Annotated in this window: 12 protein-coding genes and 1 other RNA gene; all 13 read left to right on the top strand. The window is 39.9% G+C overall.

The genetic code is table 11. From position 1 onward, the window contains the following. Positions 1-207: 207 nt before the first annotated feature. The 13 genes from rplU to HMPREF1477_RS03145 all read left to right on the top strand — a co-directional run bounded on the left by rplU (position 208) and on the right by HMPREF1477_RS03145 (position 14,582). Complete coding sequence (rplU, locus tag HMPREF1477_RS03200; protein ID WP_005377353.1) at positions 208-519, top strand: 50S ribosomal protein L21; 312 nt, start codon at positions 208-210, stop codon at positions 517-519. Between the two features lie 2 nt (positions 520-521). Continuing rightward, positions 522-836 (top strand): ribosomal-processing cysteine protease Prp, encoded by a 315-nt coding sequence (locus tag HMPREF1477_RS03195; protein WP_016475800.1) that lies wholly within the window; start codon positions 522-524, stop codon positions 834-836. A 12-nt stretch (positions 837-848) separates the two neighbouring features. Continuing rightward, on the top strand, positions 849-1,133 hold the full coding sequence (gene rpmA / locus HMPREF1477_RS03190) for a 50S ribosomal protein L27 (RefSeq protein ID WP_004696430.1): 285 nt from the start codon (positions 849-851) through the stop codon (positions 1,131-1,133). A gap of 250 nt (positions 1,134-1,383) precedes the next feature. Beyond that, positions 1,384-2,802 carry a [FeFe] hydrogenase H-cluster radical SAM maturase HydG gene (hydG, locus tag HMPREF1477_RS03185; protein ID WP_016475799.1) on the top strand — a complete coding sequence of 473 codons (1,419 nt, stop codon included), beginning with the start codon at positions 1,384-1,386 and terminating at the stop codon, positions 2,800-2,802. A gap of 288 nt (positions 2,803-3,090) precedes the next feature. After that, positions 3,091-5,085, top strand: coding sequence for a single-stranded-DNA-specific exonuclease RecJ (gene recJ, locus HMPREF1477_RS03180; protein WP_016475798.1), 1,995 nt, complete (start codon positions 3,091-3,093; stop codon positions 5,083-5,085). Next, positions 5,082-7,322, top strand: a complete 2,241-nt coding sequence (locus HMPREF1477_RS03175; protein ID WP_016475797.1) for a bifunctional (p)ppGpp synthetase/guanosine-3',5'-bis(diphosphate) 3'-pyrophosphohydrolase — start codon at positions 5,082-5,084, stop codon at positions 7,320-7,322. The genes recJ and HMPREF1477_RS03175 overlap by 4 nt, the downstream gene beginning before the upstream one ends. After that, positions 7,322-7,957 (top strand): MBL fold metallo-hydrolase, encoded by a 636-nt coding sequence (locus HMPREF1477_RS03170; RefSeq protein ID WP_016475796.1) that lies wholly within the window; start codon positions 7,322-7,324, stop codon positions 7,955-7,957. Before HMPREF1477_RS03175 ends, HMPREF1477_RS03170 begins: the two co-directional genes overlap by 1 nt. A 29-nt stretch (positions 7,958-7,986) precedes the next feature. Further along, positions 7,987-8,475: a Fur family transcriptional regulator gene (locus HMPREF1477_RS03165; protein ID WP_005380706.1), complete on the top strand. Its 489-nt coding sequence runs from the start codon at positions 7,987-7,989 to the stop codon at positions 8,473-8,475. After that, a complete protein-coding gene (gene hemZ, locus HMPREF1477_RS03160; protein ID WP_038148056.1) occupies positions 8,468-9,895 on the top strand; it encodes a coproporphyrinogen dehydrogenase HemZ in 1,428 nt (475 codons plus the stop codon). The genes HMPREF1477_RS03165 and hemZ overlap by 8 nt, the downstream gene beginning before the upstream one ends. Further along, complete coding sequence (gene hisS, locus HMPREF1477_RS03155; protein WP_005376362.1) at positions 9,895-11,166, top strand: histidine--tRNA ligase; 1,272 nt, start codon at positions 9,895-9,897, stop codon at positions 11,164-11,166. Before hemZ ends, hisS begins: the two co-directional genes overlap by 1 nt. 7 nt (positions 11,167-11,173) lie before the next feature. After that, on the top strand, positions 11,174-12,976 hold the full coding sequence (gene aspS / locus HMPREF1477_RS03150) for an aspartate--tRNA ligase (protein WP_016475794.1): 1,803 nt from the start codon (positions 11,174-11,176) through the stop codon (positions 12,974-12,976). Between the two features lie 100 nt (positions 12,977-13,076). Further along, a non-coding RNA gene (gene ssrS / locus HMPREF1477_RS09520) (6S RNA) lies at positions 13,077-13,249 on the top strand. A 28-nt stretch (positions 13,250-13,277) separates the two neighbouring features. Next, the gene (locus HMPREF1477_RS03145) at positions 13,278-14,582 is read left to right on the top strand and encodes a replication-associated recombination protein A (RefSeq protein ID WP_016475793.1); all 1,305 of its coding nucleotides are present in this window, start codon (positions 13,278-13,280) and stop codon (positions 14,580-14,582) included. Positions 14,583-14,646 lie beyond the last annotated feature (64 nt).

The following is a 14,646-nucleotide window of genomic DNA, read 5'->3' as shown; positions in this document are numbered from 1 at the left end:
TCAAAGGCTGTATATATATGAAAGTGTCAGAAGCTGAGCGGATTCTACCGATTTGTGTTTGACATGAAGTTGTAAATACGATATACTATATCAGTATTAGTTCGGTTTACTGAACTTTGCAATCCGCGTGAAGCAGGTTTAAACGCCCGACCGATGTTCGGGTCGGGATACCGAATTCAGCGAGTTCGATAACAAGGAGGTGTTCTCATGTACGCAATTATTAAAACTGGTGGTAAACAATATCGCGTTGCTGAAGGCGATGTAATTACTATCGAAAAATTGGAAGCAGCTGCTAACGATTCCGTAACATTCGAAGAAGTTTTGACTGTAGTGAATGACGGCGACGTTAAAGTTGGCGCTCCTCTTGTAAACGGTGCAAAAGTTACAGGTACAGTTCTTGAACATGGTAAAGGTAAAAAAGTTTTAGTATTCAAATACAAAGCTAAATCCAACTACCGTCGTCGTCAAGGCCATCGTCAACCGTTCACAAAAGTTCGTATTGAATCTATCCAAGCTTAATTATGGTTTCCATTGAAATCCAGCGGAACAAGGATAACCAAGTCATTGGTTGTCATATGTCCGGTCATGCAGGATATGATGAACATGGCTATGATATAGTGTGTGCAGCAGTATCTGTACTGTCTGCTACAGCTATGTTAGGGCTTACCAAAATTGCTAAGCAAAACGGTGAGTTTTCTAATAGTGAAGGCCAATGTGATATGGTCCTCTCTGGTGAAATAACCCGGAGCGGTCAGGATATATTAAATACTATGCTTCTCGGACTAGAAGAAATTAGTAAACAGTATCCAGAGTTTGTCCAAATACACGAAATATAGGAGGTGAACTTCATGTTTACTTTTGATTTGCAATTGTTCGCACATAAAAAAGGTGTGTCCAGTACTCGTAACGGTCGTGATAGTGAATCTAAACGTCTTGGTGTTAAATGCCATGATGGTTCCATCGTAAAGAGCGGTAACATCATCGTTCGTCAACGTGGTACTCACTTCCACCCTGGTACTAACGTAGGTATCGGTAAAGATGACACTTTATTCGCACTTGTGCCTGGTAAAGTAGCATTTGAACGTGCTGGTCGTTATAACCGTAAAGTTAGCGTATACCCTGTAGAAGCTTAATTTTACAACTATTAATCCCTAGTGGTTTACCCACTAGGGATTTTTTGTGTTATTGGTTAGGTGAATTATGGTTTATCGTATACAGTGCATGGGGAAAATGATTATTTGTTATAGTAAATTCCAATGCTTTTTAGTAGGAATAGTGGTATACTTAGTACAGTATCGGTGAAAGATTACTAAAATAGTAATGATAGCTTTCACAGACCTAACTAGAGTGGCATGTCCACTGGAAAGATTTGAGGTAAGTACTATGTATGATGTAAAATCTCCTAAGGCGGAGGAATTTATTTCTCATCAAGAGATCCTTGATACTCTTGCCTATGCAGAGGAAAATAAAGAAAATCGTGAATTATTAGATCAAATTTTAGCGAAAGCGGCTACGTTTAAGGGGCTAAATCATAGAGAAGCAGCTGTTCTCTTAGAATGTCCGTTGCCTGAATATAAAGAAAAGCTATTTGCACTGGCTAAGGAAATCAAAAAAGCTATTTATGGTGACCGCATTGTGTTGTTTGCACCGCTATATTTATCTAATTATTGTATCAATGGCTGTGTATATTGCCCATATCACTCTAAGAACCGCGATATTAAACGGAAAAAATTGACCCAAGAACAAATTAAAGAGGAGGTTATTGCTTTAGAAGCAATGGGGCATAAGCGTATTGTTATCGAATCTGGCGAAGACCCTCTTAACAATCCTCTTGATTATATTTTGGAATCTATTAAGACCATTTACAGCATTAAAAATAAAAATGGTGAAATTCGTCGCGTCAATGTAAATATTGCGGCGTGCTCCGTAGAAGATTATAAGAAATTGCATGATGTTGGTATCGGTACCTATACATTATTCCAAGAAACCTATAATAAGGAAAATTACGAAGCTTTACATCCAACAGGACCGAAGAGTGATTATGCGTACCATACAGAAGCGATGGACCGCGCTATGGAAGGTGGCATCGATGATGTAGGCATTGGCGTATTGTATGGCCTAGAACATTATAAATACGATTTCGTCGGTTTATTGATGCATGCTGAGCATTTGGAAGCCGTTCATGGTGTAGGCCCTCATACGATTTCTGTGCCACGTATTTGCCCTGCTGATGACATCGATGTAGATGATTTTAGCAATGCTGTACCGGATGATATCTTTGAAAAAATCGTGGCTCTTATTCGCGTATCTACACCGTATACAGGCATGATTATGTCCACTCGTGAAAGCCAATCTATGCGTGAACGTGGTTTGGCATTAGGCATCTCTCAAATCAGTGGTGGCTCTCGTACGAGTGTAGGCGGCTACAAAGAAGAGGAAAAACCAGAAGATAACTCTGCACAATTCGATCGCAGCGATACACGTACTTTGGATGAAATTGTGGATTGGCTCTTGGGCCTTGGTTATGTACCTAGTTTCTGTACTGCATGTTATCGTGCAGGACGTACTGGGGACCGCTTTATGGCGCTTGCTAAATCAGGTCAAATTCATAACTGTTGCCAACCTAATGCGTTGATGACTTTGAATGAATACATCATGGATTACGGCGATGAAAAGACTAAAAAACATGGTGCCAAGGTTATTGAAGACCAATTGGAAAATATCAAGAATGATTTGGTAAAAGATAAGGCAAAGGCTTACATTGCTCAAATGGAAGATGGAAAACGAGATTTTCGTTTCTAATATCTCACTAAAACTTCTGAATATTTCATGTGTAAAAAATAGTATATAACTATATGAACAAGCACTGCTTATTATGAGAATGATAATAAGCAGTGCTGTTTTGTTGAGAAAAACAAGTGGGTTGTATATAAAAAATAATGATAAAACCCTTTATTTATAAGGGCGTTTGTTGTATAATGAAAGAAAATGATAATGATAATAGATTTATAAACAATGTTAATATTGATTATGAATTATTACATTATTCATCAACATTATTTTATATACATGTCACCGAGGTTTTGGATTATGAAGAAGAAACGTTGGCATATTATGCCAAGGGATGCAGAAAAAGAAAATACATTGATCCGTGAACTCGGTGTAAATCCGATTGTAGCAAGATTGATGGTAAATCGGAATATAGATAGCGATGAAGGCCATCGCTTCTTAGAAGGTACACTTAAAGATTTGCTTGATCCCTTTACCTTAAAGGATATGGAAACGGCGGTTGCGCTCATCTTAGAAACCATAGAAGCAAAAAAATCTATAGTCGTCTATGGAGATTATGATGTGGATGGTATTACGGCTACATCGCTGTTATATCGCTTTTTAGTTAAAATGGGGGCTCGTGTAAGTTATTACATTCCTGAACGCCAAAGCGAGGGATACGGATTAAATTTAGAGGCATTAGAGCATATTATCTCTGATGGCGCATCTTTGGTGATAACCGTGGACTGTGGTATTAGTTCTTATGATATTGTGGAGGCTGTTTGTGATCGCATCGATATCATTATTACAGACCATCATACGGCACCGCCTCAAATTCCACCTGCCCGTGCCGTTATTAATCACAAACAACCAGATTGTCCTTATAGGGATAAAAATTTATCCGGTGTGGGGGTTGCATTTAAACTATGCCAAGCATTATGGTTGCGTCAATGCGGAGAGTGGTATCTTGATGATTTAGATATCGTTGCACTTGGAACCGTTGCTGACGTCGTTCCGTTGGTTGGAGAAAACCGCATCATCGTTCAGGCTGGACTTAAGAAGATGAACGAGTTGCCTAATTTAGGCATCGATAAACTTATAGATGTGGCCGGCTTACATGATAAAACGATCACCGCAGGACATATTGGATTTACCTTAGCACCGCGCCTAAATGCGGCAGGCCGTGTTACTCATGCAACGCGTGCCGTTGAGCTACTTGTTACGGACGATGTAGATTTGGCAGAAACAATTGCTCAAGAATTACAAGAAACGAATATGGAACGTCAAGAAATAGAACGTTCTATTCATGAAGAAGCCCGCGCTAATGTAGCTACTCAAGGTCATTTAGCTGATTATGTAACCGTAGTGGCTGGAGAAAATTGGCATCCCGGTGTTATCGGTATCGTCGCATCGCGATTGGTAGAAGAGTTTTACAAGCCTACACTTGTTATTAGCATTGATAATGGCGTAGGTAAAGGCTCTTGTCGTAGCATTGAAGGTTTTAATATATATAATGCATTAAAATCCTGTGAAGATATATTGATTCAATTTGGCGGCCATGCCGCAGCGGCTGGATTTAGTATAGATGCTAGCCGTATTGATGAATTGCGTCAGCGCTTAACCGAGTATTGTAAGGCTCATGTTTCTCCTGATGAGTATATTCCTGTTGTATCCATTGATGCCACATTGCCCGTTGATGATATCGATGTTGATATTGTAGATCGTGTGTCCGCCTTAGAACCGTATGGGATGGGCAATAGTACCCCTATATTTGGCGTTATGGATGCTAAGGTGCAGGACATTATGCTGATGGGGCAACTTAAAAATCACTGTAAGGTGATTTTAGCCACCGCCAATGGTAGCGTTGATGCTATCGCTTGGAATCGCCCTGATTTGTTTAGACATATTTTTCAAGGCATGAATGTGAAAGTTGCCTTTACACTTCAAAAAAATGAATGGCAAGGTTTTGTATCTCCACAACTCATGATTCAAGATATAGAGCCTATCATAGAAGAACCTATTCAATTAAGTGCTGAAGGTTTACGTGAAATATATACAATTGTACGCCTCGTATTAAAAGGCGGCGCTAATTCTTTATACTATGTGGAACAAGAAATTTTGCGGCGTAAACCCACCAATCAAAATGGTTCATCTGCATTGATGGCCCTTGATGTGTTCAAAGAATTAGGTATTATTAGCGAAGAAACGAACGATAATGGACAAGCGATGATCCGTTGGAATGTCATCAACGGTAAGCTTGATTTGACAACATCCGTTACGTTTATTACATATAGTCAGCAGGAGGTGATACAATGATGACCATAAATGAAGAAGGCAAAGCCTTAGTTGAACAAAAAGGCTTTAATAAAGAAGAGGCCTTAAAAGAGTTTATGGATTATGTGCATTCGTATCTAGGAGATGATGAATGCGACCAAATCATGAAGGCTTTCACCCTTGCAGATAAAGCCCATGAAGGTCAATTTAGAGCCTCTGGTGAACCGTATATCATGCATCCTCTTGCAGTGGCAGAGATTTTGGCGCATTTGCAAATCGATCATATTACATTGATTGCAGCCTTGCTCCACGATGTCGTTGAGGATACGGAGTATACAAAGGAAGATATTGAAAAATTATTTGGCGCTGAAGTTGCATTCCTCGTTGATGGGGTAACAAAATTAAATCAGTTCCAATATGAAACTAAAGAAGATCGCCAAATGGAAAATTATCGCAAGATGATTTTAGCCATGGCGAAAGACGTGCGCGTTGTCGTTATCAAACTGGGTGACAGGTTGCATAATATGCGTACCTTAAAACATATGCGTAGCGATAAACAAAAACGCATTGCTAAGGAAACGTTGGAAATTTTTGCTCCTTTAGCTCATCGCCTTGGTATTTTCAACGTAAAATGGGAACTAGAGGATTTATCCTTCCGGTACCTAGAACCAGATAAATACTATGATCTCGTTGATCAAATGAAACAAAAGCGTCAAGCCCGTGAAGATATCGTTAACGATACGATGGAACAATTGACGAAGGCTCTTGGTGAGGCCGGTATCAAAGCGGATATCAAGGGACGACCAAAGCATTTTTATAGTATCTATAAAAAGATGAAAAAGGATAATCGCGACTTGTCTCAAATTTATGATTTATTGGCTGTACGCGTTATTGTTGATACTGTACCGGATTGCTATGCCGTTCTAGGTATTGCTCATAGCATTTGGAAACCGTTGCCTTATCGGTTTAAAGATTATATTTCCATGCCGAAATCCAATATGTATCAATCCTTGCATACTACGGTTATCGGTACGATGGGGCAACCTGTAGAAATCCAAATTCGTACATGGGAAATGCATCGTGTTTCCGAATATGGTGTCGCCGCTCACTGGCGTTATAAAGAAGGTAATAAGGGCGCTGATAAAGAATTTGACCAAAAGGTTGCATGGCTTCGTCAAGTGTTAGAATGGCAAGATACGTCTAATCCTAAGGAACTTGTTAATGCTTTGAAATTAGACGTATTCTCTGGTGAGGTATTTGTATTTACACCTAAGGGTGATGTGGTTAAGTTGCCTATCGGTTCTGTACCACTCGACTTTGCTTATCGCGTTCATACCGATGTAGGCCATCGTTGTGTAGGGGCAAAGGTTAATGGTAAAATTGTGCCTCTGGATTACACCTTGCAAAATGGGGATATCGTCGATATCATTACCTCTAAAACTGGTAAACCAAGCCTTGATTGGCTCAATATTGTAGGCTCCTCTGAAAGTAAGAACAAAATCCGTAATTGGTTCAAACGAGAAAATAAAGAAGAAAATATTGAAAAGGGTCTTGAAGCACTTGAGCGCGAAGCAAAACGCCTCAATTATAGTTGGAAAGAGCTTTGTAGTGACAATCGCATTCAACAAGTTGTAAAACAGTTGAAGTCCAATACTGAAAATGAACTATATGCTGCTTGTGGCTATGGTGGAATACCGGTAAGTACCGTTCTATTGCGATTAGTTGAACTATACAAAAAATCTAAAGAGCATGAAGATGCTCGTAAAACAACGGAACAAATCATTGAAAAGTTAAAGGTACAAGGGGCCAAAAAAGCTAAGAATGGCACTGGTGTTCTCGTAAAAGGCGAACCTGGTGTTATGGTTCGTATGGCAAAATGTTGTAATCCTGTACCAGGCGACGATATTATCGGTTATATTACAAGAGGTCGTGGTGTTTCCGTACATCGATCCGATTGTACAAGCCTTGGTCATACACCGGAAGATCTAGAGCGTATGATTGAAGTTTCGTGGGATGAAGCATCGAGTGAATCCTTCCATGTAGGCATCGATATTCAAGCCTATGATAGATCAGGAATCCTCATGGAGGTAATGGCGGTGCTTTCAGAATTGAAAATTACCATTACCAATATGAACGCCAAAGTTCTTGAAAACACGAAAAATGTAATGATCAACATCGTTGTTGAAATTCGAGATATATCGCAACTTGATTTTGTTATGACTAAATTGCGTCGTATCCGTGAAGTGTACACGGTACAACGTAGTAAAGGTGGTGCATAATGGATACATCAAATTTAGTTCTCATGCGTATGCCGTTGGGACCGCTTGGAACCAATTGTTATGTGATAGGCGATAAGGAACAGGGGAAAGCGTTCATCATCGATCCTGCTACGATAGAGGTACTCGATGCTTTAAAAAAACATAATGTAAAGCCGAAAGCAGTTCTCTTAACTCATGGTCATGGGGATCATATCGGTGGCGTACAAGGCATTGTAGATGCTTACGATGTGCCTATCTATATACATCATAATGATGTGAAATACTTAAGTGATCCGGAATTGAATCTAAGCAATTATAGCAATCCTACACCGATTACCGTAAAAGGGCGCATTATAGAGGTTCATGAAGGTGATCACATCACATGTGGTGCTATTGATTTGACAGTATACGAAACACCAGGTCACACACCTGGCGGCGTATGCTACTATATGCCGGGTTTAGTATTTGTTGGGGATACTTTATTTAATCAATCTGTGGGGCGTACTGATTTTGTAGAAGGTGATTATGATGCCCTCATCAACGCGATTAAAACAAAGTTATATACATTGCCAGACAATACGATGGTATATCCTGGACATGGTCCAGAAACACAAATTGGTTATGAAAAACAATATAATCCATTTGTAGGTGCTTAATTAATTTATTTATAAAGGGGATAGTAATTATGAATACAACATTGGAAAAATTAAAAGAACGCATTAAAGATAAAAAATACAAATTGACTACACAACGTCAAACGATTTTACAAGCTTTCATCGATGCTGAAGAAAATCACTTGAGCGCAGAAGATGTATATGTATTGGTAAAAGAAGTAGCACCAGATATCGGTCTTGCAACCATTTACCGTACATTGGACTTGTTTACAGAACTTGACTTGTTAAAACGCCTTGACTTTGGTGATGGCCGTAACCGTTATGAATTAAATGACGAAGAGTTTGCCCATTTCCATCATCATTTGATTTGTGTGAAATGTGGTAAGGTTTCCGAGTTTGAAGATGATATGCTAGAAACATTGGAATCTATCATTGCAAAGAAATTGAATTTCCGTACCATTGACCATCAATTAAAAGTATATGGTTACTGCAGTGATTGCCAAGCGCATATGACGCCAGCAGAACTTGAAAAGCTCGATAAAATGGCACATCATGCTTAATGGATATCATTACACGGGGCCACTACCGCTTGGATCGGTAGTGGCCCACAACTGTGGCGCAGCCGGATTGTTTTCGCGCAATGAAGAGGCTGATGTAATCCTTCAGGCTGTCGAATGTGATGATATGTATGTTTTGACCGTATCTATTCGAGGTGTTGAACATACCTTAACAGGGCCCGTATCTTCTATGGGGCGACGCTCAATAGGGCAGTCATTACTCGTATTGTTGCGTACAGAACAGGGCTTGCCTGCTCATAATGAGTGGGGCACAATGGTAGGGGTGCGTCCTACTAAATTACTTCATAAATATATAGACCAATATGGTTCATTAGAGGATGCAACTCGTCACATTAGGGACGAGTTTTCTGTGTCTTTGGAAAAATTAGATATTCTCAGTCGAATTGGGCACTATCAACGACCTTTTTTAGAATCGCACTCTGCAAAGGATGTAAGCCTCTATTGTGGAATTCCGTTTTGCGAAACACGTTGTATATATTGTTCATTTCCATACGGTTTATATCAAGAGTATCATCGACAATCTGAATTCATAGCAGCCTTATTAGATGATATAGATGATGTGCGCCAGATTTGTGAAAGTTACAATTTGCACATTAAAACGCTCTATATGGGTGGTGGTACACCCACTATATTGAATGATGAAGATTTTCATCGTGTTTTAACTGGATTATCTACATTGATACATAAAGGGCATGAATTCACGGTTGAAGCGGGAAGACCAGATTCTATAACCACTGAAAAAATACAGTCTATGCAAGCGTGTCATGTGAATCGCATTAGCATTAATCCTCAGACGATGGACGATACCATATTACGTCGCATCGGGCGTGGACACAGCGCACAAGATATCGATGATATGTATCAATATGTTAAAAAACATACAGATTTTGCTGTTAATATGGATTTTATAGCAGGTCTGCCTGGGCAAAATATAAAACATATGGTGCATAACATGGATTATATTTGTCATAATTTGCCTGAAAATGTTACAATTCATACGTTAGCTATCAAACGCGGTAGTCCGCTATATGATTTGAACATGCAACATGATGTACCTGATGAGTCCATAGTAAAACACATGGTACAGTATGCTCAGGAACGATTAGAGCAGGCAGGTTATGTGCCGTATTATCTATATCGTCAACAATATATGAGAGGTCAACTTGAAAATATTGGGTATACATTGCCAGGTAAAGCGTGTGAATATAATATTCAAATCATGGAAGAGCGGCAAACAATTATGTCTATGGGACCAGGTGGATCATCTAAATGGATTAAGGCTCCTGCGTTTAGACAGAAAAAGCAACACATGCCAAAGGATGTAGATGTATATACAGATACATTAAAGGCTTTATTAGCTAAGAGGCATGCATTATGTAAATCATTTTGGGAGGTTGTGTAATGGCTATTAAAAGACCAAGAGGTACACAAGATTTCTTGCCAGAACAAATTGTAAATTGGCATTATATAGAACAGCATATGCGCGAAATTTGTAAAGCTTATGGCTTTAGCGAAATTCGTACACCTGCCTTTGAAGATACAAAGTTATTTTTACGGGGCATTGGGGAAACTACGGACGTAGTATCAAAGGAAATGTATACCTTCTCCACTGGCGATGACAAGGAACAAAGCTATACATTGCGCCCTGAAAATACGGCTTCTGCCGTACGGGCTTACCTTGAAAATAAGGTGTATGGTAAAGAAAATTTAACAAAATGGTTCTATATGGGTTCCATGTTCCGTCACGATAAACCGCAAGCTGGTCGTTATCGTGAATTCCATCAATTTGGTGCAGAAGTACTCGGTTCGCCATCTCCTGTAGTGGATAGCGAAGTTATCTGTATGATCGTACAGTTGTTGAAAGATTTTGGTCTTAAGGATCTCAATGTAGAGGTGAACTCTGTAGGTTGTCCAAACTGTCGTCCTACGTATCGTCAAAAATTGATCGAGTTCTTTGAACCTAAAAAAGATCAACTTTGTGAAGATTGCCAAGAGCGGTTGTACAAAAATCCATTACGTTTATTGGATTGCAAAAATGAAACGTGCAAAGCCTTATCCGTAGGTGCCCCTGAAATTCATGAACATCTATGTGAAGAATGTAATACCCATTTTGAAGAACTTAAAACATTACTTGATGCGGCGAATATTCAATATAATCTAAATCCACGTTTGGTTCGTGGCCTAGATTACTACACAAAAACTGCCTTTGAAGTTCAATATACTCCATTAGGTGCGCAAAGTGCCGTTGCCGGTGGTGGTCGTTATGATGGCCTTGTAGAGGAACTCGATGGTCCTCATACACCAGCTATTGGTTTTGCAATGGGCATGGAACGCTTGTTGTTGGCTTTAGAAAAACAAAACTTATTGCCTGAACCGACAATCGAACCAGCAGTATTTGTAGTAGCCCTTGGAGAGGCTGCAAAATTAGAAGCTTTCAAAATTTGCCAAACATTGCGTAGTGCATATATCACTGCGGAAATGGATGGACAAGGTAAAAGTATGAAGGCTCAATTAAAATATGCTAACAAAATTCATGCAAAATATGTTATCATAGTGGGTGATGATGAATTGGCTAAGCAAGAGGCCATCATTCGTTTTATGGAAACAAGTGAACAAGAAACAGTGCCATTAGCATCTGTTTCTGAACGTATATCTTCTTTGGTGAAAGGATGACAGTAGAATGGAAACAATGAAAGGCTTACACCGTACACACGGTTGTGGCACTATTTCTGAAGCAGAAGTAGGTAAAGAGGTTGTATTATGTGGTTGGGTTGAACGTCGTCGTGACCACGGCGGTTTGATCTTCTTGGACTTGCGAGATCGTTCTGGCATCGTTCAAGTTGTAGCATCCCCAGATCATAATGTGGAATCTTTCCACAAGGCTGAAGATGTTCGTAATGAATATGTGCTTTGTGTACGTGGTAAAATTACAAAACGCGATGAAGAAGCAATCAACCCTAACTTGCCTACAGGCGCTTATGAAATGTATTGTGAAGAACTTCGCGTATTGAATTCTGCGAAAACACCTCCATTCTACATTCAAGATAATATCGATGTAGATGAAAATATCCGCTTGAAATATCGTTATCTTGACTTGCGTCGTCCAGAAATGCAACGCAACTTGATTTTACGTCATAAGGTAACAAAGGCTATGCGCGATTTCTTCGATAGCCGCGATTTCCTTGAAATCGAAACACCTATGCTTACAAAATCCACACCAGAAGGCGCGCGTGACTATTTAGTACCTTCTCGTGTGAATGCAGGCACATTCTATGCATTGCCTCAATCTCCACAAATTTTCAAACAAATTTTGATGGTAGCAGGCTATGAAAAATATTTCCAAATCGTACGTTGCTTCCGCGATGAAGATTTGCGTGCAGACCGTCAACCAGAATTTACACAACTCGACTTGGAAATGAGCTTCGTTGATGAAGAGGATATTTACGCATTATTGGAACAAATGGTTGCAGAAGTGTTCAAAAAGACATTGGGCAAAGAAATTCCATTGCCTATGCCTCGTATTACATGGGATGAAGCGATGGATAAATACGGCTCTGATAAACCAGATCTTCGCTTTGACATGGCTTTCACAGATGTAACTGAACTCGTAAAAGATACTGAATTCAAAGTATTCCGCTCTGTTATCGACAATGGCGGTATCGTAAAAGGTATTGTTGTACCTGGTGATGCTGGTATTCCTCGTCGTGAACTCGATGATTTGGTAGCATACGTAAATCGCTACGGTGCAAAAGGTTTGGCTTGGGCTTGCTTCAATGAAGACGGTTCCATTAAATCTCAAATCATGAAGTTCTTAGGCGAAGATACAATCCGCAATATCGGTGAAAAAATGGGCGCTAAAGGCGGCGACCTTGTATTGATGATTGCTGATAAACCAGCAACTGTTGCTCGTGCACTTGGTGAGTTGCGCCTTGAAATGGCTCGTCGTATGAACATGATTGACGAAGATAAATTGGCTTTCACATGGGTAACAGATTTCCCTATGTTCGAATATAACGAAGATGAAAAACGCTATGTTGCTATGCATCATCCGTTCACAATGCCTCGCCACGAAGATCTTGATAAATTACAATCCGATCCTGGTAGCGTAAAAGCAATTGCTTACGATATGGTATTGAACGGCGTTGAAATCGGTGGCGGTTCCTTGCGTATTTATCAATCTGACGTACAAGAAAAAGTATTTAAAGCAATTGGTTTATCCGAAGAAGAAGCTAAATCTAAATTCGGTTTCATGCTTGATGCATTTAAATATGGTGCGCCACCTCATGCAGGTTGTGCATTTGGTCTTGATCGTCTCGTTATGTTGATGGCTAAACGCCAATCCATCCGCGACGTTATCGCATTCCCTAAAACACAATCCGCTTCTGATATCATGAGCCAAGCGCCATCTGAAGTAGAACCTAAACAATTAAAAGAATTACACATAAAAGCAGATATAGAGGAAGAAGAACAATCCTTGGTATAATCGCAAGTAAGCATATTATAAAAGGACCGCAAGAATTGCTAAAATTTTAAAAGTCAAGTCTTGTAAATGATAAATCTTTCTGCTACTATTTATGTATAAGATATCCCTGCCATGTGCGTGTGATATCGCAGTTTTGAGCCAACACATTTTCTTCGGGAGTCCAGAACTCTCGTCTGAACGTTACGCCCTCACGGGACAACTGCAGGATGAGGAGGACACCCACCTGCTCTTGCAGGATCAAAACGCGGTACATTACGGCATGGTGGGGCTTTTTTGCATGTAAAGAATGAATGGAGGTAGCATGGATAGTTTATTTGATGCATTACCTACGAATAAATATGAACCACTACCGGTGCGAATGAGACCGACAGAACTTGATCATTTGTATGGTCAAGAACAGGCGGTAGGGAAGGGGACATTCCTTCGCGCCATGGTGGAAAAGGATACAATACCATCCATGTTGTTTTACGGGCCTTGTGGAACTGGTAAAACGACATTAGCCGGTATCATTGCTAAGATGAGCAACAGCCATTTTGTCAATTTAAATGCGACAAATGCAGGTATCGGTGAATTGCGAAATATTATAGAAGATGCGCGGAAACGAGTTCGTTCTTTGCAACAACGAACCATTTTATTTCTCGATGAAATACATCGCTTTAATAAGAGTCAACAAGACGTACTGTTACCCTGCGTTGAAGATGGTACGATTATTCTTATTGGGGCAACTACAGAAAATCCATTTTTTGAAGTCAATCGCCCATTATTATCGAGACTACGACTTATTACATTGGAGGCCTTAACGCCGAAAGCAATTAATCAAATTTTAAAGCGAGCTCTTACAGATAGCGAGGTAGGCTTAGGGGCTCGTAACCTACAGGTAAAGGATGAGTTGCTTGAGGATATAGGTATCTTCGTCAATGGAGATGGTCGTATGGCACTCAATATTTTGGAGCAAGCTGCGGCCATGGTGCACGATAGCGAAGAAATCACTTTAGAAATACTTGAAAAGGTCGTAGGCCGTCGCATTTATACATACGATAAAAAAGGAGATAGTCATTACGATACAATTTCCGCCTTTATTAAAAGTATGCGCGGGTCCGATATACAGGCTACACTTCATTATTTAGCGCGTATGATAGAGGCCGGTGAGGATCCTAATTTTATCGCTCGTCGTATTGTCATTTGTGCCGCCGAAGATGTAGGATTAGCAGATCCACAAGCCTTAATATTGGCTAATGCAGCAGCACAGGCCGCGCATATGGTGGGATTTCCAGAGGCGCGTATCATTTTATCTGAGGCGGCATGCTATGTGGCGTTGGCGCCTAAGAGTAATTCCGCATATCTAGGTATTGATGCAGCTATTTCAGATGTGCGTCATAAAGATTGTGGGCAAGTGCCGGATCATTTACGTGATAGCCACTATAGTGGGGCGAGTAAACTAGGACATGGGCTAACTTATAAATATGCTCATAACTATCCGAATGGATACGTTAAGCAACAATATTTGCCGGATCCTTTGGTAAATGCTGAGTATTATAAGGGCGTCGATCGTGGGGTAGAACATAATCTATTAAAAGATTGGAACGATAGACGTAAAGATAAATAGAATAGTCAATATATGGTATAATATAATGATGATTTGAAATAGATTTTTATATAAAAGTAAGGGG

The organism is Veillonella sp. HPA0037, assembly GCF_000411535.1.
GTDB classification, from domain to species: Bacteria; Bacillota; Negativicutes; order Veillonellales; family Veillonellaceae; genus Veillonella; species Veillonella atypica.
This window is presented reverse-complemented; position numbering and strand designations above follow the sequence as displayed.

Excerpts from the sequence above, each read along its gene's own strand:
- recJ (WP_016475798.1), top strand. The coding sequence starts at position 3,091 with ATGAAGAAGAAACGTTGGCATATTATGCCAAGGGATGCAGAAAAAGAA.
- HMPREF1477_RS03175 (WP_016475797.1), top strand. The coding sequence starts at position 5,082 with ATGATGACCATAAATGAAGAAGGCAAAGCCTTAGTTGAACAAAAAGGC.
- hemZ (WP_038148056.1), top strand. The coding sequence starts at position 8,468 with ATGCTTAATGGATATCATTACACGGGGCCACTACCGCTTGGATCGGTA.
- aspS (WP_016475794.1), top strand. The coding sequence starts at position 11,174 with ATGGAAACAATGAAAGGCTTACACCGTACACACGGTTGTGGCACTATT.
- HMPREF1477_RS03145 (WP_016475793.1), top strand. The coding sequence starts at position 13,278 with ATGGATAGTTTATTTGATGCATTACCTACGAATAAATATGAACCACTA.
- rpmA (WP_004696430.1), top strand. The coding sequence starts at position 849 with ATGTTTACTTTTGATTTGCAATTGTTCGCACATAAAAAAGGTGTGTCC.
- rplU (WP_005377353.1), top strand. The coding sequence starts at position 208 with ATGTACGCAATTATTAAAACTGGTGGTAAACAATATCGCGTTGCTGAA.
- HMPREF1477_RS03170 (WP_016475796.1), top strand. The coding sequence starts at position 7,322 with ATGGATACATCAAATTTAGTTCTCATGCGTATGCCGTTGGGACCGCTT.
- HMPREF1477_RS03165 (WP_005380706.1), top strand. The coding sequence starts at position 7,987 with ATGAATACAACATTGGAAAAATTAAAAGAACGCATTAAAGATAAAAAA.
- hydG (WP_016475799.1), top strand. The coding sequence starts at position 1,384 with ATGTATGATGTAAAATCTCCTAAGGCGGAGGAATTTATTTCTCATCAA.
- hisS (WP_005376362.1), top strand. The coding sequence starts at position 9,895 with ATGGCTATTAAAAGACCAAGAGGTACACAAGATTTCTTGCCAGAACAA.
- HMPREF1477_RS03195 (WP_016475800.1), top strand. The coding sequence starts at position 522 with ATGGTTTCCATTGAAATCCAGCGGAACAAGGATAACCAAGTCATTGGT.